The 19,642-nt window shown below is 69.1% G+C and carries 22 protein-coding genes and 1 pseudogene; 13 read left to right on the forward strand and 10 right to left on the reverse strand.

Features of this window, described 5'->3' with window-relative positions; translation table 11 throughout:
- Positions 1 to 3 precede the first annotated feature (3 nt).
- Complete coding sequence (locus LXN01_RS09670; RefSeq protein WP_236864505.1) at positions 4 to 216, forward strand: hypothetical protein; 213 nt, start codon at positions 4 to 6, stop codon at positions 214 to 216.
- A 3-nt stretch (positions 217 to 219) separates the two neighbouring features.
- On the opposite strand, the gene mscL is transcribed toward LXN01_RS09670, so the two are convergent.
- On the reverse strand, positions 220 to 705 hold the full coding sequence (gene mscL / locus LXN01_RS09675; protein WP_236864507.1) for a large conductance mechanosensitive channel protein MscL: 486 nt from the start codon (positions 703 to 705) through the stop codon (positions 220 to 222).
- Positions 706 to 769: 64 nt separating this feature from the next.
- Positions 770 to 1,495, reverse strand: coding sequence for an SAF domain-containing protein (locus LXN01_RS09680; protein WP_236864509.1), 726 nt, complete (start codon positions 1,493 to 1,495; stop codon positions 770 to 772).
- Between the two features lie 165 nt (positions 1,496 to 1,660).
- Between LXN01_RS09680 and LXN01_RS16380 the strand changes: the two genes are divergently transcribed.
- Complete coding sequence (locus tag LXN01_RS16380) at positions 1,661 to 1,822, forward strand: hypothetical protein (RefSeq protein WP_336885262.1); 162 nt, start codon at positions 1,661 to 1,663, stop codon at positions 1,820 to 1,822.
- A 14-nt stretch (positions 1,823 to 1,836) separates the two neighbouring features.
- On the opposite strand, the pseudogene LXN01_RS16385 reads toward LXN01_RS16380, so the two are convergent.
- Both LXN01_RS16385 and LXN01_RS09690 read right to left on the reverse strand, forming a co-directional pair.
- Positions 1,837 to 1,977: pseudogene (locus tag LXN01_RS16385) on the reverse strand (FmdB family zinc ribbon protein); the annotation flags it as partial.
- A 117-nt stretch (positions 1,978 to 2,094) separates the two neighbouring features.
- A complete protein-coding gene (locus tag LXN01_RS09690; protein WP_236864514.1) occupies positions 2,095 to 2,733 on the reverse strand; it encodes a 5-formyltetrahydrofolate cyclo-ligase in 639 nt (212 codons plus the stop codon).
- Between the two features lie 23 nt (positions 2,734 to 2,756).
- On the opposite strand from LXN01_RS09690, the gene galU reads away from it, so the two are divergent.
- From galU to LXN01_RS09710, 4 genes are all read left to right on the forward strand, one after another.
- Entirely contained in the window at positions 2,757 to 3,662 is a 906-nt protein-coding gene (galU, locus tag LXN01_RS09695) for a UTP--glucose-1-phosphate uridylyltransferase GalU (protein ID WP_236864516.1), read from the forward strand.
- The gene (locus tag LXN01_RS09700) at positions 3,659 to 4,288 is read left to right on the forward strand and encodes a molybdopterin-binding protein (RefSeq protein ID WP_236864517.1); all 630 of its coding nucleotides are present in this window, start codon (positions 3,659 to 3,661) and stop codon (positions 4,286 to 4,288) included. The genes galU and LXN01_RS09700 overlap by 4 nt, the downstream gene beginning before the upstream one ends.
- A gap of 3 nt (positions 4,289 to 4,291) precedes the next feature.
- Positions 4,292 to 4,891 carry a GNAT family N-acetyltransferase gene (locus LXN01_RS09705; protein ID WP_236864518.1) on the forward strand — a complete coding sequence of 200 codons (600 nt, stop codon included), beginning with the start codon at positions 4,292 to 4,294 and terminating at the stop codon, positions 4,889 to 4,891.
- A gap of 156 nt (positions 4,892 to 5,047) precedes the next feature.
- Positions 5,048 to 7,021: a hypothetical protein gene (locus tag LXN01_RS09710; protein WP_236864519.1), complete on the forward strand. Its 1,974-nt coding sequence runs from the start codon at positions 5,048 to 5,050 to the stop codon at positions 7,019 to 7,021.
- Positions 7,022 to 7,126: 105 nt separating this feature from the next.
- On the opposite strand, the gene LXN01_RS09715 is transcribed toward LXN01_RS09710, so the two are convergent.
- Both LXN01_RS09715 and LXN01_RS09720 read right to left on the reverse strand, forming a co-directional pair.
- Positions 7,127 to 8,584 (reverse strand): NAD-dependent succinate-semialdehyde dehydrogenase, encoded by a 1,458-nt coding sequence (locus tag LXN01_RS09715; protein ID WP_236864520.1) that lies wholly within the window; start codon positions 8,582 to 8,584, stop codon positions 7,127 to 7,129.
- A gap of 77 nt (positions 8,585 to 8,661) precedes the next feature.
- A complete protein-coding gene (locus LXN01_RS09720; protein ID WP_236864521.1) occupies positions 8,662 to 9,345 on the reverse strand; it encodes a MerR family transcriptional regulator in 684 nt (227 codons plus the stop codon).
- Positions 9,346 to 9,482: 137 nt separating this feature from the next.
- Here LXN01_RS09720 and LXN01_RS09725 point away from each other — a divergent pair, with 137 nt between their 5' ends.
- From LXN01_RS09725 to LXN01_RS09735, 3 genes are all read left to right on the forward strand, one after another.
- Positions 9,483 to 10,124, forward strand: a complete 642-nt coding sequence (locus LXN01_RS09725; protein ID WP_236864523.1) for a DUF2306 domain-containing protein — start codon at positions 9,483 to 9,485, stop codon at positions 10,122 to 10,124.
- Positions 10,125 to 10,183: 59 nt separating this feature from the next.
- Positions 10,184 to 10,525 carry a cupin domain-containing protein gene (locus LXN01_RS09730; RefSeq protein ID WP_236864525.1) on the forward strand — a complete coding sequence of 114 codons (342 nt, stop codon included), beginning with the start codon at positions 10,184 to 10,186 and terminating at the stop codon, positions 10,523 to 10,525.
- A gap of 80 nt (positions 10,526 to 10,605) precedes the next feature.
- On the forward strand, positions 10,606 to 10,968 hold the full coding sequence (locus tag LXN01_RS09735) for a DUF488 domain-containing protein (protein WP_236864527.1): 363 nt from the start codon (positions 10,606 to 10,608) through the stop codon (positions 10,966 to 10,968).
- 12 nt (positions 10,969 to 10,980) lie between these two features.
- Here LXN01_RS09735 and LXN01_RS09740 read toward each other — a convergent pair whose 3' ends face one another.
- On the reverse strand, positions 10,981 to 11,298 hold the full coding sequence (locus LXN01_RS09740; protein ID WP_236864529.1) for a GNAT family N-acetyltransferase: 318 nt from the start codon (positions 11,296 to 11,298) through the stop codon (positions 10,981 to 10,983).
- A gap of 302 nt (positions 11,299 to 11,600) precedes the next feature.
- Here LXN01_RS09740 and LXN01_RS09745 point away from each other — a divergent pair, with 302 nt between their 5' ends.
- The gene (locus LXN01_RS09745) at positions 11,601 to 12,551 is read left to right on the forward strand and encodes an ornithine cyclodeaminase family protein (RefSeq protein WP_236864536.1); all 951 of its coding nucleotides are present in this window, start codon (positions 11,601 to 11,603) and stop codon (positions 12,549 to 12,551) included.
- Entirely contained in the window at positions 12,548 to 13,078 is a 531-nt protein-coding gene (locus tag LXN01_RS09750) for a GNAT family N-acetyltransferase (protein ID WP_236864538.1), read from the forward strand. The genes LXN01_RS09745 and LXN01_RS09750 overlap by 4 nt, the downstream gene beginning before the upstream one ends.
- 10 nt (positions 13,079 to 13,088) lie before the next feature.
- On the opposite strand, the gene LXN01_RS09755 is transcribed toward LXN01_RS09750, so the two are convergent.
- Positions 13,089 to 14,522, reverse strand: coding sequence for an SLC13 family permease (locus LXN01_RS09755; protein WP_236864540.1), 1,434 nt, complete (start codon positions 14,520 to 14,522; stop codon positions 13,089 to 13,091).
- A gap of 81 nt (positions 14,523 to 14,603) precedes the next feature.
- A complete protein-coding gene (locus LXN01_RS09760; RefSeq protein WP_236864542.1) occupies positions 14,604 to 15,116 on the reverse strand; it encodes an HNH endonuclease in 513 nt (170 codons plus the stop codon).
- 171 nt (positions 15,117 to 15,287) lie between these two features.
- Here LXN01_RS09760 and LXN01_RS09765 point away from each other — a divergent pair, with 171 nt between their 5' ends.
- Positions 15,288 to 16,469, forward strand: a complete 1,182-nt coding sequence (locus LXN01_RS09765; protein WP_236864544.1) for a trans-sulfuration enzyme family protein — start codon at positions 15,288 to 15,290, stop codon at positions 16,467 to 16,469.
- A 93-nt stretch (positions 16,470 to 16,562) separates the two neighbouring features.
- Positions 16,563 to 18,095, forward strand: a complete 1,533-nt coding sequence (locus tag LXN01_RS09770) for an AMP-binding protein (protein WP_236864551.1) — start codon at positions 16,563 to 16,565, stop codon at positions 18,093 to 18,095.
- 85 nt (positions 18,096 to 18,180) lie between these two features.
- On the opposite strand, the gene dctP is transcribed toward LXN01_RS09770, so the two are convergent.
- Positions 18,181 to 19,491 (reverse strand): TRAP transporter substrate-binding protein DctP, encoded by a 1,311-nt coding sequence (dctP, locus tag LXN01_RS09775; protein ID WP_236864553.1) that lies wholly within the window; start codon positions 19,489 to 19,491, stop codon positions 18,181 to 18,183.
- Between the last annotated feature and the right edge of the window lie 151 nt (positions 19,492 to 19,642).

Raw genomic sequence — 19,642 nt, forward strand, 5'->3', positions numbered from 1 at the left:
GTCGTGGGCGGCGACAGCGGGGCGAAGAAGCGCGACGACACAGCGAAGAAGGCAGTCGAGGCGTACCGCAGGATGGTGCGCAACGAAGCGTCCCCGCATTCGGGCGGTGCGTCGGATCCCGCTGAGAATCGCGATTCGGCGGACGAGCGACTGCTGGCCGAGCGGCCACCGCACTGGCAGTCGCGCACGCGGGTGCAGCCGCCGCCGAAGGACTGATCCTCAGGGACGCGGAGAGTTGGAGCCGAATTTCAAGTCGTCTTCAGCCGGGTTGTCAACGCTCGGCCCACCTGCGATGCGCTGGTCCGGCACGACCTCCTGCCGACCGGTCGCCAGCAGATCTCGGATCTCGGCCAGCAGCTCCTCGGCGGTCGGCGGAACCGCTTCTTCGGAAGCTCCCTTTCTGCGGAGTTCTCCGAGCTTGTTCATCGGCACGATGATGATGAAGTAGACGACCGCGGCCACGATGAGGAAGTTGATGACGGCCGTGATGATGGCGCCGAGGTCGATGGTGGTCGCTTCGAGGTCCGGACGAATCCGGAACGACAGCGCCGGCGATCCGGGTGATCCGATCGCAGCGAGGAGCGGGTTGATGAAGTTGTCGGAGATCGCGGTGACGATGGCGGTGAACGCCGCCCCGATGATGACGGCAGTGGCGAGTTCGATGACGTTGCCGCGCAGGATGAAATCTCGGAAGCCCTTGAACATGGTCAGGTCCTTCAGTGGTGAGGATGGCGGCGCAGCTGCGCCGGCCTCAGCTTAGCCGGAGGCTTCAGTTGAGCAGGGCGAAGTGCAGGCCGCTGCCTGCGACCGAGGCCAGTGCAGCCGCCTGCTGCTCGGTGACGATGAGCGTCACCACTGTGACAGCTGCGCTCAGCGAGCTGCCCGATTCGCGTGCGACCGAGGACACGACCGCCATGTCGACCAGGGCCGAGGACGAGCCTGATTCCGCGGCCGCCCCCGGTACGTCCGAGCCGGCGTCGGAGCGATCAGCGGACTCGGACTCGCCTGCGGTTTCGAGGCTGCCGCCGCCGGCGTCGGCTGCGGACCCGGCCGTGTAGATGCGCACTCGGTGGCCGGGCTGCAGGGTCCGGGCTGCAGCTTCGTCCGTGACGGTCACCGGCATCAGGAGCTGTCCTTCAGTCAGCGATTCCTCCCGCGGCTGGACCAATCCGCTCGCGGTCACCGGGGAGCCCGGGGAGAGGTGAGCGGCCGCCGACTTGCCCACCGCCTCGGCCGGGGACCGGAGCGCGTCGTCCGGAACGAGTTCGGCCGGGTAGGCACGGGTGCTGACATCGGCAGCGCTGAGTTCGGTGCCCGGGGCGATGGGTTCGGCGGCGACGACGACGTCGACTCCGGCGGAGCGCGGAGTGAGTGTCCAGACGACGAGCATGGTGGCGGCCGCCAGGGCGACCGCCGCAACAGCGCGCCGCAGCCGGCGCTTGTCCTTGAGGGGGAGCGATGTGCGCAGGCGCAGTGGGAGCCGAAGTGAGAACATGCTCCGACTGTGACTCCCATGCCACCTGTGCTGCCACTGCCGATCCGGAGGTGTGGATACGGGTCGAGCGTCGTGGCTTCTGTGACCTCAGGCTGCGGTTGCCGCGACACCGGCACCAGAGACAGCCCCCGACCCGGAGAAGGTCAGTCCGCGGAGCTGGACGAGGTGCCGGCCGAAGCCTTCTCCGACGATGCCGAACTCGACGAGGCCGACGAACTCGACGATGCCGAACTCGAGGTCGAGGATGAGCCGGCGCCCGAGGAGGAGGTCGACGGCGAGCCGGCGCCCGACGACGAACCCGCTTCCGAGCGCGAGTCGGTCCGGTAGAAGCCGGAGCCCTTGAAGGTCACGCCCACCGAGCCGTACACCTTCTTGAGCCGACCGGCGCACTCGGGGCAGACGGTCAGCGACTCGTCGGAGAACGACTGGTGGATGTCGAACGAGTGTCCGCAGTTCTTGCACGCATAGGAATACGTCGGCATGGTCAACCTTTCTGGAGAATCCCGGAAGATTATAGTCCAGTTGAACGCTGTCAATTCCCAGCGGGCCACGGTCGAATCCCAGCGGTCCCGACCGGACCCCGCCGAAGACGCCCGGACTCAGTCGGCATCGACGGTCGGAACCGTGCTGCGCTCCGTCACGATCGACCCGACGCGCAGATCCCAGTCGTCCCGGGGCAGCTCGTCGACGATCTCGTCGTGATAGCAGATCCCGAACACCCGGATTCCGGTTCCGGCCACCGGGGCAGCGCCGAGCGGTCCGAAGGTGCGATCGTAGAACCCGCCGCCGTTGCCGAGGCGCCAGCCGGCAGGGGAGAAGCTCAGCCCGGGCACCAGGATGGTGTCCACGGGAGCCGGCAGACGATCCCCGGCGGAGCTCGCGCCGGTCCCGGCGAGCGCCTCGGCGGCGGACAGCGTCGGCTCCGGCTGCCGGATCTGCCACGTGCCGACCCTCGGCAGCTCGGCCATCGGCGACTCCAGTACCCCGAAGCGCAGCGGCTCGCCGGGATGGGTGGTCGGGAGCAGCACCTGCTTCCCGGCGGCACGAGCGGCGTCGAGAGCCTGGTCGAGATCCGGCTCGCCGGCCAGCGCGGCATAGGCGACGAGAACGCGGGATTCGGCCAGCGCCTCGGCGAGCTGGTGGGCGAACTCGCTCCCGCAGCCGGTGCGGTCCGCTCGCTTCCTGCGGACTTCGGTGCGCCACGACGCCTTCGCGGCCGAGTTCGACGGGGGAGCCATGCCCACAGCGTAGACTGACGCGCATGGCAGAGAACAACACTCAATCGGTCCGCAAAGCCGTCATCCCCGTTGCGGGCCTCGGAACACGCTTCCTCCCGGCCACGAAAGCCACTCCCAAGGAGATGCTGCCGGTGGTGGACAAGCCCGCTATCCAGTACGTCGTCGAGGAGTCGGTGGCGGCAGGTCTGACCGACGTGCTCATGGTCACCGGTCGCAACAAGCGGCCGCTGGAGGACCACTTCGATCGCGTCGACGGTCTGGAGCGTGCGCTCAAGGAGAAGGGCGACGAGGAGAAGCTCGCTGCCGTGCAGCACGCCTCGGACCTGGCTGACATCCACTACGTCCGCCAGGGCGACCCGCTCGGGCTCGGACACGCCGTTCTCAAGGCCGAGCAGCATGTCGGGCAGGAGCCGTTCGCGGTCCTCCTCGGCGATGACATCATCGACGAGCACAACCCGATCCTGCCGCAGATGATCGAGGTCCAGGAGCGGACCGGCGGCTGCGTGGTCGCCCTCATGGAAGTCCCCCGCGACTCCATCCACCTCTACGGCTGCGCCGCTGTCGAGGAGACCGGCGATGACGGGGTGGTGCGGATCACCGGCCTGGTCGAGAAGCCGAATGCCGCCGATGCGCCCTCGAACCTCGCGATCATCGGCCGCTATGTCCTGGCTCCCGAGATCTTCCCCATCCTCCGCGAGACCCAGCCCGGCCGCGGCGGGGAGATCCAGCTGACCGACGCGCTGCAGACCTTCGGAGCGGCGTCGGATTCGCCCGGCGTCTACGGCGTCGTGCTCAATGGGAAGCGCTACGACACCGGCGACAAGCTCAGCTACATCAAGGCGGTCATCCAGCTGGCGGGCCGCCGCGACGATCTGGGCGAGGAGCTGAATGCATGGTTGCACGAGTACGTAGCCGGACTTGAGCGATGAACGGCTTCCTGCGTTCACGGACCGTGGAGCAGGACAGGTACACGGTCCTGGTCGTGCTGGTGTCGGGTGAGGTCGAGGCCGAAACCCGCTCGACGGCGACGAATCTCCTCCGCGAGCACGGGTTCAATCCGGTCGAGGCGTTCCTGGGGTCGGCGGCGCAGCTCGAGGAGCTGTGCCGCCAGGCTGCGGAGCAGTTCGACCTGCTCATCACCGTGGGCGGTCTGCGGACCGGAGCGGAGCCCGACATCGCGGATCTGATGCGCCTCGAGCTCGACGCCGAGCTTCCCGGCCTTGCCGAGGTGATCCGTCGGCGCCAGTTCGAGGCGGGGTACCGGATGGGCGTGTTCGAGAACGCGGCGTGCGGCCGGCTCGATGCCACCATCGCGTTGACGCTGCCCGACGACACCACCGCCGTGTCGGTGTCGCTGGAGGTGACGCTGCCGCTGGTGGCGGAGATGCTGTCGGGGCCACGAGCCGACATCGGCGAGGACCTCGACACCGGGATCTTCATGCAGTCGCCGGACCCGGGTGTGGTGCCGCCGCTGTCGGCGGACTCCTCGAGCCCGGACGCCACGATCCTGCCGATGCAGCGCCCTGCGAAGACGCCCGAAGAACCGACGGTTTAGCCGATGAGCAGCTTCTGGCCGGTGACCCTGGTCGAGGGCGGCCTGGTGCTGCGACCCCTGCAGCGTCGCGATGCCAAGGAGTTCGCCGAGGTGCGGCGCCACAATGTCGACTGGCTGCGGCCGTGGGAAGCGACGATCCCCGAACCCGACCACCAGCTGCCCGGCTTCCAGCAGCTGCGGCGGATCCTCGACTCGCAGGCGCGCAGGGGCGCCCTGCTTCCGTTCGCGCTCGAGGTGGACGGCCGGTTCCGGGGACAGCTCACTGTGAGCTCCTTCCAATGGGGTTCTCTCCTCAGCGCCTCCCTCGGCTACTGGATCGACGAGCGTGTGGCGGGCCTGGGCCACACTCCGACCGCGGTGGCGATGGCCACCGACTACTGCTTCTCCTCCCTGGGCCTCCATCGGATGGAGATCAACATCCGGCCGGAGAATACGGCGAGTCTGCGCGTGGTGGAGAAGCTGGGCTTCCGCGACGAGGGCGTGCGCGAGCGCTTCATGCACATCGACGGTGATTGGCGCGACCACCGGACCTTCGCACTGGTGGCCGAGGACGTCCCGTTCGGAGTCTTCGACTACTGGCGGCGGGTGCGATACCGGGAATGAAGCGGTGAGTGTCCGCAGGACCCGCGCGAATCCGCGGCAGGACGGCTTCTGGGATGTGCAAAACGGCAGGTGAGACGCGCATCGGCTGCTGAAATGAGTCCGACACACCTTGGTGTGATGCAATCGTGATCCGCTCCACTCTCCTAAGGTTGGATTGTGGATACCAGCATCACCATCGCCCTCGTCGTCGGAGTGTTGTTCGTATTCACGCTGCCCTCTCTCCTCAGGAGGATCGACGGGGCGGCGCAGCGCACCGAGATCGACCAGATCCCGGCTGCCGCGCATCCATGCGAGCCAGCGGCTCCTGCCTCGTGCTCGACACCGGCGGAAGGCCCCAGCCTCTTCGCCGGCAGTCGTGAAGCCGCGAGCTATCAGCCTCCGATGCTGGTGCCGGTGACGGACGAGGCGCCGGAGCTGCATCTCGTGCGGGAGACTCCAGCGCTCTCCGTGATCGACGGGCAGAATGCTTCGGAGCAGGCAGAGCAGCAGGCAGCGGAGTTCGTCCCGCTGCCTGTTGCAGTAGGACAGCACTATTCGGCCCACCAGTACACCGCCCACCACGATCAGATGGACACCCCCATGAAATCTTCCCAGTCTTCCCACGTCCCGGGTGCCCCGATGTCACAGCACACGAAACGGGAGTTCCCCGCCCACCTTCGATCTCGATTGACGGATGCGCAGAGCTTCGCCGGCTCCACCGGCTCGGCGGGGCCCGGCGCTGATGGTTCGCGCGCAGCCGCCGTGGGTTCGACCGGATCGAGCTCCGGCGCCCGACCGGAGTCCGAGGCAGCGACGCCTCGAGTGTCCGGCCGGAGCGCTCGGCATGCCCAGGAGACCCGCACCGGGTCGTCGGCTCGCGGTCGTTCCACCGCCCGGCCCGCGCAGCAGACCAGCCGTGCGGACGAGGCTCACGAGGAATCCGCCGGCGAGGTGGGGGAGCGGATCGCGCAGCTCAAGAGCGTGATCCCGTTGATCAGCATCGTCTTCCTCCTGGTCCTGGCCGGATCCGTCGTCACCGCGGTCCTGGCCCTGTTCGGGGCCGTGCCGTGGGCGGTTCCGGTGCTGACGGTCCTGCTCGCCGCCGGCTGCCTCTTCATGGTGCGCTCGCTCAACCTTCGGGTTCGCGCGCTGCGACGTGAACTGCGAGAGGCGACACGGGACCGCGGGCAGGCCGTGTCGGGTTCACGGACTGCGTCCGGCCGGTCGACGGCAGCCGAGACCATCAGCGGATCCGCCTCCAGGGCTCGGGCCGATGCTTCTTCTCAGGACACCGTCGCGCCGCGGTCAGCTGCCGAACGTCGGGCCGGCGCGGCACTGGCCGCCGCGGCTGATCGCAGGCGGGCTCGGACCGAGCCGGAACCTGGAGCCTCCCGGCCCCGGGCGGGATCCGTCTCAGCCGAGCCCGCACCCGCCTCGGCTGCGGCCTCGGCTCCGGCCTCGGCTGACACCGAAGCGCCATCGCCGGACCAGCGCGAGACCGTCGACCTGACTGCCGTCCGGGAAGCGGTGGTGGCGGCATCGAAGCCGGCCCCGAGCGAGGCTCCGGAGAAGCCGACCATGGAGAAGCCGGCACCGGGGAAGCCGACGATGGAGAAGCCGGCACCGGGGAAGCCGACCATGGAGAAGCCGACCACGAGCGAGGCTCCGGCCGCGACCGGCTCGCACGCCCGAACCGCTGCGCAGACCCCGACGCCGCGCTCGGCAGGAAACGACGATTCGACGGTCAGGGTGCAGCGCGCGCAGCGGCGACCCGCGCTGAGCCTGGGCGCCGAGGACGCGCCCGCCGCGCCGAGCAGGACGAACGATCCGCTCGCCAAGCGATTCGCCGCGACCGGATGGAACCCGACGCCGGTGCCCAAGCCGACCTACGTCGAAGCCCCTGTGGTGGAGCGGACCCAGCGGCAGCAGGTAGAACCGGACGTCTCGTCCACCAGCCTGCCTGCCCACTCCAAGGAGAGCCTGGCGGAGATGTTCGCCGAGGAGTTGGGCTACCGCGCTGAGCTCGAGGACCCGGTGCGGGAGGACAGCGGCGTCTCCGAGAGTGCTCTGACGCATGGTCGTGCGGCGATCGGAGCGAACCGCCGCGGGGTCGGCCGGATCGACGACGTGCTCGCCCGCCGGCGCGCCTGAGACGCGTCTCGCCGGGCGCCTCTGGGACTCGTCCTCCGGCGCCGCCTGAATAGCAGACGGCCCCTGCCGCACCTCGTGCGCGGCAGGGGCCGTCTGAGTCGGTGATCAGACCCGCGGGGTGGCGACGTACTTGATCTCGAGGAACTCCTCGATGCCCACGCGGCCGCCCTCGCGGCCGAGTCCGGACTGCTTCACTCCGCCGAACGGCGCGCCGGCGTTGGAGATCAGGCCGGTGTTGAGGCCGATCATGCCGCACTGCATCTGCTCGGTGAGCTTGAGCGCGCGCCCGAGGTTCTCGCTGAACAGGTAGCCCGCCAGTCCGAACTCGGTCTCGTTGGCCAGCGCCACGGCCTCCTCGTCGGTGTCGAACACCGTGATCGGGGCGACAGGTCCGAAGATCTCCTCGCGGCGGATCTCGGAGTCCTCCGGCACATCCGTGAGCACCGTCGGGCGGTAGAAGTAGCCCTCGCCTTCGATCTTCTCGCCGCCCGTGACGACCTTCGCGCCCTTCTGCACGGCGTCGTCGACGAGTTCGGCCACCTTGTTGAGGGCCTTCTCCTCGACGAGCGGCCCGACCTCGACGCCCTCATCCAGACCGTTGCCGATCTTCATCGCGCCCATCCGCTCGGCCAGCCGGTTCGAGAACTCGTCCGCCACCGAGCGGTGCACGAAGAACCGATTGGCGGCGGTGCAGGCCTCGCCGATGTTGCGCATCTTGGCCTTCATCGCACCGTCGACCGCTTTCTCCAGGTCGGCGTCCTCGCACACCACGAACGGCGCGTTGCCGCCGAGCTCCATCGAGGTCTTCATGACGTGCTGGGCAGCCTGCTCGAGCAGCCCCTTGCCCACCTCGGTCGAACCGGTGAAGGTGACCTTGCGGGCGATGCCGGACTCCATCCACGGGGTCACGACCCGGCGCGCAGAGCTGGAGGTCACGACGTTGAGCACACCGGCGGGCAGGCCGGCCTCGACGAGGGCGTCGACGAGCATGAACGAGGTCAGCGGGGTCAGCTGCGCGGGCTTGAACACCATGGTGCAGCCGGCCGCGATCGCCGGGCCGATCTTGCGGGTGCCCATCGCCAGCGGGAAGTTCCACGGAGTGATGAGGATGCTCGGACCGACCGGCTCGCGGGAGACGATGATGCGCGACTTCCCGTCGGCCGACACCGTGAAGTCGCCCTCGATCCGCACGGCCTCCTCGGCGAACCAGCGGAAGAACTCGGCACCGTAGGCCACCTCGCCCTTCGACTCGGCCAGCGGCTTGCCCATCTCGGCGGTCATCACCGCGGCGATCTCGTCGGTGCGGCTGATGAGGATCTCGTAGGCGCGGCGCAGGATCTCCCCGCGCTCGCGCGGCGGGGTGGCGGCCCAGGACTCCTGGGTCTCACCGGCGACCTTGATGGCCTCCTCGGCGTCGGCGCCGGAGCCGTCGGCGATGCTCGTGAGCACCTTGCCGGTGGCGGGGTTGAAGACGTCGATCGTCTTGCCGCCCTCGGCGTCGCGCCACTGTCCGTTGATGAACAGGCCGGTGTTGAGCTTGTCGATGATGGGCTGGACGTCCATGTCGGCGTTCCCTTCCGTTGGTGAATTCCTGTGACCAGGGGCTGACGCCAGTCTAGTGGGCAGGCGGCGGTGGTCTGCTACTCTGCCCGGTCGTCGGACGCCTCGCGGACGATGCTCGCCGAGGCGTGGGCCAGGCTGTTCATCGCCACCAGGTACCGCGTCTGCATCGTGACGCCGATGAGGACCCCCAGCGCCACGGCATCGCGTGTGCCCCGGACCCGGCTGTCGCCGACGTTGTCGGCGGCGAGCGGTCCCAGAGCGTGCCCGTATCGGATGAGGGAATCGGTGGTCGGCATCATCCCGTACCGGTCCATCTGCACCAGCACCTGCGCGAGAGCGGCGCGTGCCTGTGAGGCGGTGTCGGGCCACCCGAGGCGCGTGCAGGCCTCGGATATCCGCTGCTCGACGGGTGCGTGCTCCGTGCTGCCGGGTGCGTGCTCTGCGCTGCCGGGGGTGTGCTCTGCGCTGCCGGGGGTGTCACTCGACAGGCCGATGGCGAGCGACTGGCAGTGGTCCATGATCGAGACCAGCTGGACCGCGGGGTCGTCGATGCGCGTGGTCAGAGCTCGGATCACATCGATCGAGTGACCCAGTTCGGTGCGCATCGTCGAGATCAGAGCGATGCGCTCGACGTGCGCTTCGTCGTAGTCAGCGGTCGTGGTGTTCCGGAGGCGGCCCGGCGGCAGGATGCCCTCGCGGATCCAGTACTTCACTGTGGCACTGCTGACTTCGGTTCTCTCCGTGAGTTCCTTCAGCTTCATCGGCGCGCTCCTTGCGTCGCTCGGATTGCTGTCCTCTGTTCGCAGCCTCGCCTCGGATGGCTGTCTCCCCTCGGATAGCTGATGCGCCCCGCGCTATCTACGTTGAGGGAATTGGATAGTAACTCTATCTTGTTGGCATGATCGCCGCGCACATCGTCATCGCCGTCCATGCTCTTGCCGGTTCCCTGGTCATCCTGCTCGCGCCCGTGAATCTGCTGCGCCGCCCGAAGGACTCGGCGCACCGGATGATCGGCCGCAGCTGGGTGCTCATGATGTACCTGGTCTGCGTCTCCGGCATGTTCATCTACTCGCTGAGCGGGGGCTTCACCATTTTCCACGCGCTCGCGATCTTCACCTTCGGCACCACCACCTTGGGGGTGCTGGCGATCCGTCGCCGGGACGTCCGCTCGCATATCGGCAACATGGTGGGGTCCTGGCTCGGTGCGATCGGGGCGGGAGCGTTCGCCTTCGCCGCACCGGGGCGCACGATCCCGACACTGGCGATCGAGGATCCCGCGCTTCTGTGGGGTCTGGTCTCCGCGGTCGTCCTGGTCGCGACCGGCTGGGTGAGCTGGGTTCTCCTTCGCGTACCGGACACACGTCGTCCCACTCGACCCTCTCGCCCGGTGGCGCCCCCAGTCGGGGCGCCTGCAGCGAACACCCCTGTCGCCGAGGCGCCTGCCCGGACCGGTGCCGAGGCGCCTGCCCGGACCGGTGCCGAGGCGCCTGCCGGTTCGCTCGGCGATCGTGGACTCCCGCCTCGGCCGCGGATAGGTTAGGGGAGGAACCGGGAACCGCGCAGCGGATCCGCAGCACGCCCAAGGAATGGAGCACCGTCATGGTCGATCTCACGAACTGCAGCGCCGAACAGCTCGACAAGGCACGGGCCGACGAGCGGGGGCGCAGCGCAGACCTCGTCGGGCAGGACGGACCGCTCCGCCATACCGTCATCGCTCTGACGGACGGTACCCGGATGGCCGAGCACAACTCGCCGCCGGCGGCCAGCCTGCAGGTGCTGGAGGGGCAGGTCCGGGTCGAGCTCGGGGACGACATGCAGGGCGAGCTGTCCGCCGGTGAGCTGATGATCCTCACCCATGAACGTCATTCGGTGCTGGCACTGGCCGACAGCGTCTTCCTGCTGACGACGGTCACCAACGTGGATCAGTCCTCCCACTCCTGAGCCATGGCCGGCTCGCGTCATCGGTCGGGAATCCGGTGCGCGTCGCCTGACCGGAAGCCGGAGCAGAATCAGGAGGATCAATGGATATTCGAGTGAGCCGGGTCTACGCCCCCTCCGACGGGGTCGGCTACCGAGTGCTCGTCGATCGGCTGTGGCCGCGCGGCATCCGCAAGGATCAGCTGGACTACGACGAATGGTGCAAGGACGTCGCGCCCAGCAACGAGCTGCGCCAGGCGTTCCACTCCGGGGGCGTGGAGTTCGACCAGTTCGCCGAGCGCTATCGGCAGGAGCTCAAGGAGTCGGAAGCACCGGCGGCTCTGCTGCAGCGCTTCGGTGCCTCCGGCCGGGGGGTGCTGGTGCTGCTGTTCGGAGTCAAGAACGAGAAGCAGAACCACGCCCAGCTGCTGGCGGAGCACCTCGCGAGCATTGCCGGTGAGGACTGAGCAAGCGGACGCTCAGCTGCTCAGGTGGTCGTTCCAGTCGTCGTGTTCGCGCACGAAATCGGCGACGTAGGAGCATGCGGGCAGGATTTTCTTGCCCTCGGCGGCGGTGGAATCGAGCGCATAGCGCACGACTGCACCGGCGATTCCCCGGCCGCCCCACGCCGGCAGCGTCTCCGTGTGATGGAATACCCGCTGGTCCCCGCGGTCGAGGTAGGAGGCGAAGCTCAGCCGGGCATCCTTGTGGTAGGCCCCGAACTGCGAGAGGCGCTCGTCATGGCGGAGCTCGACGGAGATGCCGTCGACTTCAACGGTCTGCGGGGAGTGGCTCATGCTGCGTTCCTTCCCGAGGAGAGACGATTCGCCTCCACCCTACTTCCAGGGGGAGGTCCGACGCGGCTCCAGCCTATTCCGCCCCCGGCCTCCGGACCAGGCCCTGACCCTCCGAACCAGGCCCCCGCCCGCCGGACCAGGGCCCACCCTCCGGACCAGGCCCTGACCCTCCGAACCAGGCCCCGCCCGCCGGACCAGGGCCACCCTCCGGACCATGCCCTTACCCGCCGGACCAGTGCAATCGATGTCGGCCGGCGGCGCGTGACATTAGAGTTGGGGCACACCCCCAGAGGAGGAGAACGATGAGGATCTTCGATGAGGCGACCCTCGCCTCGGCGCTCGACTATGCCGGCGCCATCGCCGCGCTCCGTGCGGCCCTGATGACGGACTTCGATCCCGCAGACGACCCGACACGGCTGTCGGCCCCGCTCAAGCACGGCGAATTCCTCTTCATGCCCGCAGAGATCGGCTCCTACGCCGGCGTCAAGGTCCTCACCGTCACCCCGGACAATCACGAGGCGGGGCTGCCGCGGATCCAGGGCAGCTGCCTGCTGCTCGACTCGCGCACCCACCGGCCGCTGGCCATCCTCGACGGCGCCGCGCTAACCAACCTGCGCACCCCTGCGGTGTCCCTGGCCGGGGTCGCCGATGTGCTCACGCGGCGCTTCCCCGAAGGCGTATCCATGACGGTCTTCGGAGTCGGCGTGCAGGGACTCCTGCATGTCGACGCGGCGCGCGCGGTCGTGCCGGTCAGCAGCGTCAACGTCGTCGTGCGGGAGCCCGGGCGCGGCGCCGAATTCCTCGCCGGCCTGGCGGACATGGGCATCCCCGGGACCGAGGTCGTGGGCAGTTCCGGCGAGGAGCTGGTGGCCGCGCTGCAGGCGTCCGACCTGATCGTCACGGCGACCACCGCGCAGGAGCCCCTGTTCCCCGCCGAGGCGATTCCCGATTCAGCCGTCGTCGTCGCCATGGGTTCGCACAGCCCTGACGCGCGGGAGCTGTCGGGCGCCCTGCTCGCGCGGTCCACGGTCATCGTGGAGAGCCGACACACGGCGCGGGACGAGTGCGGCGATGTGGTGATGGCGATTGCGGAGGGCGCCCTGCAGATGGAGGACACCCTGACCTTCAAGGAGGTCGTCACCACCGGCGCGGCCGGCGTCGACCCGGAGCGACCGGTGGTGTTCAAGACCTCCGGGATGTCCTGGGAGGACCTGGTCGTGGCCAAGACCGTCTACGAGGAGGTGGGACTGTGATCCTGACACCGGCGCTCGCTCGGCATTCCGACGTCGATGATCTCGTCGCCCTCGTCGAATCCGCCTACCGCGGCGAGGCCTCGCGTGCCGGGTGGACGACAGAGGCCGACCTCCTCGACGGCCGGCGACTGGACCGGGAGGCGGCAGCGGAGATGATCGACGACCCGAGCGGCGTCGTGCTGCTGGTGCGAGCCGACGACGGCAGTGCGCTCGGCAGCGTCCAGCTGCGCGACCTGGGCGACGGGACGGCGTACTTCGGGCTCTTCGCCATCTCGCCGCGCGCGCAGGGCCAGGGGATGGGCAGTCGGCTGATGACCGCCGCGGAAGGCTACGCGGCGGAGCACTGGCAGGCCCGGCGGATGCGGATGACGGTGATCAGCAAGCGCACCGAGCTCGTCGCGTTCTACGAGCGCCGGGGCTACGAGCTCACCGGCGAGACCGAGCCGTTCCCGTACGGCGACGAGCGCTTCGGGATCCCGCGGACCGATGACCTTGAGTTCGCGGTGCTGGTCAAGCAGCTGGTGTAGCCGCCGCCCCTCAGAGCAGCATCGCCGGGACGACGAGGCCGCCGACCAGCAGCAGTGGACCGATGACGACCATCGACAGTCCGAACCGCACGAGGATGCCGGTCAGCCGCTCCTTCTCCCTCAGCGGCGCGGTCGCCACGACGGTGGCGCCCAGCGTCGAGTAGGGGGAGACGTCGACGACGGCCGAGCAGATGCCCAGCGCGGTGATCAGCGCCCAGCCCGGGAGGCTGCCGTCGGCGACCAGCGGCAGCGCCAGCGGCACCAGCGCGGCGAGGATCCCGGTCGTCGAGGCGAACGCGGAGACCAGGCCCCCGACCGCGCACAGCACGAACGCGGCCACGATCGGCGCGCCGATCGACTTCGCGCCCTGACCCAGCAGATCGACCGCTCCCATGTGCTGGAGCACGCCGACGAAGGTGATGATGCCGCCGACGAGCAGCACCGTCGACCAGTCGATCTTGCTCACCGCGTTCCTGCCCGTCGCCGGATCGACGAGCGCGAGGACCGAGGCGAAGGCGAAGCACAGCAGGCCGATGTCCGGCTCCCGGCCGAACGCGGCGATGAGCACGACCGCGGCCAGCAGCGCCACGATGCACACGACGGTGAGGATCTGGATCGGGGTGAAGGGCGGCAGTCCCGCGCTCTGCTCGTCCTCCCCGGCGTGGCCGGAGTGCGAGGCGTCGAACATCGCCTCGTCCTCGTCGTCCTCGCCGAACGCCACTCCCGAGGCGGATGCCGAGCCCCGACGCAGGGCGGTCTCCCGTTCGAACGGGTGGCTGCCGGGCGCCTCGGCGGTCCTGGCCAGGTCCGGCGTCGCGATCGCGGTGCCACCGGACGTGCGCGCCCGGGAGAAGAACTGCCGGCCGAACATCGCGTACGCGGCGATGAGCAGCAGCAGGTAGGTCGCCACGGTGATGCCGAACAGCAGCAGCGGATTGAGCGGAATGCCCGCGTCGTGGGCGGTGCCGTAGGTGACGATGCCGTAGAGGCTGGTCGGTGCGAACCCGCCGGCTCCCACGCCGAAGCAGATCGCCAGGCCCATGAGCGCGTAGTCGATCCCGTACCGGCGGGCCACCTGCATGCCGACCGGCATCATCACCAGACCGGCCAGCGGGGCGCCCATCGCGGCGATGCCGGCGGTGATGAGGAAGAAGCCCACCGGGATGAGGGCGGCCTTCGAGCCGATCCGCTGCAGGGCCGAGTCGATGATCCGGTCGACCGTGCCGTTGGTCTGGGCGATGGCGAAGAAGTACGTCACGCCGACCAGCAGCACCATGATCGACAGCGGGAAGCCCGCGATGACGTCCTCCATCGCCAGCTCGGTGAGGAACAGGGCCACACCGGCCGCACCGGGGATCATGAGTACGCCGATGTGCACGCCGCGGATCGCGCCGATCGCGAAGAGGGCGATGAAGACGATGAGCGCCACGATCTGAGCAGCCAAAGATCCTCCTTGCTTGGTTCGCTGACGCTGACACGTTACGGCATTCGAGGAGCCGCCTGTCCGGGGACCGTGACGAGCGTCTCAGGTCTTCGAGAGCCGAGGCGAACGAGGCCGAACGAAGCGTTGGCCGGGTGTTCGCGGCACGTCCTGCGGGAAGTATCGCTGCCGCCGGTGCGCGATTCTCTCGGTGAGGCCGGACGAGGGGCGGCGACTGGCCTTGCGCCGATTGCACCGGGCGCAGGCCGCCACGAAGTTGGCCATCGTCGTCGCACCGCCCTTCGACCACGGGACGAAGTGATCGCCGTGCGCTGCCGGACTCTCACATCGGGTGAAGGGGACCCAGCCGTCGAACTCGCACCGATTGCCGGCCCGGGTGAATCCCTCGCGCCGCTGCTCCCGGGAGAATGCGCGCATGGGGTCCCGCGGCGCTCTCCGGGCCGGAATGAGGCTGATCAGCGCAAGGGCTCCGACGATGAGACCGAACGCCCACGGATTCTCCATGAACCACGGGACCAGGCGCTCGAAGAGCTCGAAGTAGCTGGTGAATGCGAAGGCGCTGGTGGATGCGAAGATGTCGGCAGTCGAAGCGTCCATGTGGTGTCCAAGGGGTGAGGAGGGGACCGTGCGAGCCATGACGGGAGAAACGGCGACCCGAATGGCTGGGGTACCCGGAGGAAGCGCCGACGACTCGGCCGTCGAGCCAATACTACTACCAGAATCGGATGAATATCTCGGCCGAATCAGGCCGGGATTAGAGTTGAGTTCATGACACAGAAATGGGCACCCGAGACCGTCGTCGTCGAAACCGCCAGGCCGACCCGCGAGCACGATGCTCCGCTCAACCCGCCGGTCGTCCTGTCCTCGACCTTCATCGGCACAGCGAGCCTGGAGTCCGGAGGGATCCAGTACGGCCGCTATGGCAACCCCACGTGGGAGCCGCTCGAGCAGGCGCTCGCGGAGCTCGAAGGCACCGCGCTGCCGGGACTCGTCTTCGCCTCGGGCCTGGCCGCGGTGTCCGCGGCGCTCGAGCTCGTCGCGGCCGGCGGCACCGTCATCATGCCCCAGCACTGCTACCTGGGCGCCCTCACCGGCGCGCAGGACTCCGCCGCGGTGGGCAGATTCGAGCTCGTCACCGTCGACATCGCCGACACCGAGGCGGTCAACACCGCCGTGTCCGCCGCAGCAGAGCAGCACGCCGGCACCGCGCGTGGTGTGCTGCTGTGGCTGGAGAGCCCCACCAACCCGATGCTCGAGGTCGCTGACCTGCCGGCGCTCATCGCCCACGCCAAAGGCCTCGGGGTGATCACTGTCGTCGACAACACCTTCGCCACCCCGCTGGTGCAGCAGCCGTTGGCCTTCGGTGCCGATGTCGTCGTCCATTCGGTGACGAAATACCTCGCCGGACACTCCGATGTGGTGCTCGGCGCGGCCATCACCTCCGACGCGCAGCTGCGCGAGGCGCTCCACCACCACCGCTCGATGAAGGGCGCCATCGCCGGACCCTTCGAGACGTGGCTGGCGCTGCGCGGACTGCGCACGCTGGCGCTGCGCGTGGAGCGCTCGCAGGCCAACGCGCTCGAGCTGGCCGAGCGGCTCTCCGAATACCCGGGGATCGAGGTGCGCTTCCCCGGGCTCGAACAGGATCCCGGGCATGAGCGCGCCGCCGCCCAGATGACGGGATTCGGCGCGATCCTGTGCATCGTGCTGCCGAACGGGCAGTCGGCGGAATGCGTGGCGGAGCAGGTCGAGCTGTGGACGCCGGCGACCTCGCTGGGCGGAGTGGAGAGCCTCGTCGAGCGCCGCCGCCGGCACGAGAGCGAGCCGGAGACGGTCCCCGAGGGGCTGCTGCGGCTGAGCGTAGGGATCGAGCACATCGACGATCTGTGGTCGGATCTCAGGCAGGCCCTCGACACCGCGCTCACCGGGGACACGGCCGGGTCGAGCTGAAGCGGCGCCGACTTTACCGGGGGCATCGAACTCGCTAACCTGAGCGAGACCTAACGATTGTTCAATAAGTATGAACGCAACGAAGGAGTTGCCGTGGACCTCGAGTTCGAACTCTCCCGCACTCACCTGCCGATTGCCGGTGTCTACCGGCACGCGCGCCAGCTGCCCGATCGTCCTGCCATGATCGCCGAGGACACCACCATCACCTACGGTGAGTTCCTCGTGCGCATCCAGCAGGCGGCGGCGCGGCTCGCGGCGGCAGGTGTGCGCCGTGGTGATCGCGTGGCGCTCGTCGCCGGCAACAGTGCGGAGTTCCCGGTCGTCACCTACGCGACCAACTACCTCGGCGCGATCACCGTGCCCGTGAACTTCCGGCTTGCGGCCGGGGAGATCGCCTACATCCTGGGCAACTGCGAGCCGACCGTCGTCGTCGCCGACGCCGAGCGGGCCGACACCGCTCGCACGGCGCTCGCCGAGGCGCAGGGCTCGGCGTCGGAGGCTGCCTTCATGGACCTGCTCGAGCTCGCCGCCGCCGGCGAAGAGGGCGATGTGCCGGACCCGGTGGTGTGCGACCTGGGCGACGATCAGGCCATCATGTACACCTCCGGCACCACCGGCCGTCCCAAGGGTGCGGTGCTGTCGTACTCCAACTTCCTCGCGACGACCATGCGGTCGTCCGCGTCGTGGGCGTACGTCCCCGGCAAGGACTCGGTCCTCATCGCCTCGCCGATGTTCCACATCGCCGCCTTCAACGTCGTCACCACGAACATCGCCAATGCGGCGGCCTCGGTGATCACGCCGTCCACCGGATTCGACGCGGGCTACCTGCTCGACGTGATGGAGGCCCACGACGTCAGCCGCACCTTCATGGTGCCGGCCCAGTGGCAGCTCATCGTCGACGAGCAGCGCCGCAAGCCGCGCAGCGTCAGCCTGAAGTTCTACAGCTGGGGCGCCGCCCCGGCCACCGAGGCGCTGCTGACCGCGATGGGGGAGACGTTCCCGGAGGCGAGCTCGCAGGCCGCGTTCGGCCAGACCGAGACCACCGCCGGCGGAGTCTCCCTGAGCCACGAGGACTCGCTGCGCAAGCTCGGCTCGGTCGGACTGCCGGACCGCAACTACTCGATCCGGGTCGTCGACTCGCAGATGAACGACGTGCCCCGCGGCGAGGTCGGCGAGATCGTCTACCGCGGGCCCGGCGTCATGAGCCGGTTCTGGAACAACGAGGCCGCCACCGCCGAGGCGTTCGCCGGCGGCTGGTTCCACTCCGGAGATCTCGTGCGCCAGGACGAGGAGGGCTTCCTCTACGTCGTCGACCGGGTCAAGGACATGATCATCTCCGGCGGGGAGAACATCTACTGCGCCGAACTGGAGAACGTCATCGCCTGGCACCCCAAGGTCGCAGAGGTGGCCGTCGTCGGCCGCTCGGATGAGAAGTGGGGCGAGGTGCCGGTGGCCGTCGTCGTGCCGCACGCCGACGACGACGTACCGACCCTCGAGGAGATCCGGAAGTTCTGCGACGGCAAGCTCGCCCGCTACAAACTCCCCAAGGACATCATCATCCGCGAGGCGTTCCCGCGCAGCGGCACCGGCAAGATCCAGAAGACGGTGCTGCGCCAGGAGGTGTGAGACTCACGCCGCCACCCGGCAGAGCCGAGGCCGGCAGAGCCGAAGCCGGCGGTGCAGGGGAACCGAGGGCCGGGCGCGGCGGCGCTCACTCGGGGCGATGGGGACCCATGACCTCGTCGAACAGTGCCTGGCCGAGCTCGTCGTAGTCGGCGTCGGTCGGATACCAGTCGGGCAGCTCGGCGAAGTCGCCGTCCTCCCGGTAGCCGAGCTCGTCGACCCGGGTCTGCCACACCTCGGCGGCCTGGGTCAGCCGGTCCGGTACTCCGGGCACTCCCGCGGACTCCGCAGTCTCAGCGGTGAGCCGTCCGGCGTGCTCGGCGATCGCCTGCTGCACCTCCGGGTCGAACGCCTCCACGGAACCTCCGCCGGCCAGGGCGTCCTCGACCGCGACCGCCTTCGCGCCGATCACGACCTCCATCATGGTGCTGAAGGCGGTCGACATCGAATCGAAGATCACCTGCTGGTAGGCCAGCGGGAGCTCCCGGTACGTCTGACCGGCCACATACGCGCCGGCGGCCCGCGCAATCCCGGCGTCCGTCGTGTAGCCCAGGTGCGGAGCGACCTCGAAGGTGCCCGCTTCGACATTGGGCGCGAGCTGGCCGAGGTCGCAGTCGACCGTGCCGCGCTGCAGAGCCTCATAGGTCTCCGGGAAGGACAGCGACACGGGTGAGCCGCCGAGGTTCTGCACCTGCTCGCTCGCCGCGGCCGAGCCGATCCGCACCTGGGTGCCCTCCCAGTCCGCCAGGCTGGTCATCGGCTCCGAGCACATCGTCGAGTAGCCGCCACCGGCAAGGACCGGGATGAGCGGCACGAGATCCTTCTCCTCGTACTCGGCGAGCACCTCGGGCGTCTCCCAGCCGGCCTGCACGCCGGCCGCATTGGTGACGAGCTCCCCGGTGACCGGCGAGTCCGGCAGCGTGGCCATCGCGGTGCCGATCGAGTCGAACGCCGGGTATTCGGCCGGGGCGTAGGAGGGCAGCGTGAAGGCCAGGTCGACCCGCCCGTCGGCCAGCGCATCGTCGATCTCGGCGTAGCCTGCGATCGCTTGGCCCCACACCACGTCGACGGTGATCTTGCCACCCGAGCGCGTTTCGATCGCCTCCTTGATATCCGTGCCGTTCGGGCCGATGATCGATTCCGCCGAGGCCGCCGAGGGCTGATACGTGATCGTCACCGGCTCGAGCTCGGCCAGCGCCGCGTCGACCTCCTCCTGCGAGGCGCCATAGGCGAACCCGGAGCCGGTGCCGCCGGTGTCGCCGCCGTCGGGCTCACCACCCGGGGCGCCGCAGCCGGACGCCACGGTGACAAGACCGAGCGCGGCGGCCGCGGGCCAGGCGCGGCGGGGCCGGGTCCGGGCTCCGAGGGTGCGGCGGGCGGAGGGCTGGACGTGGCTCATGGGTCTCCCTGCTGTGGTTCGAGGCGGTGTCCTGGGTGCGAAGGATTGTCCTCCATCGTAGGGTCCGCCTCGGACACAGCAGAACTCCCCGTGCCTTTCCGACTGGGTCACGGGGAGTTCTGCTGCGCCCGGCTCCGCGGCCCCCGCGTCC

Source organism: Brevibacterium daeguense, assembly GCF_021729135.1.
GTDB lineage: Bacteria > Actinomycetota > Actinomycetes > Actinomycetales > Brevibacteriaceae > Brevibacterium > Brevibacterium daeguense.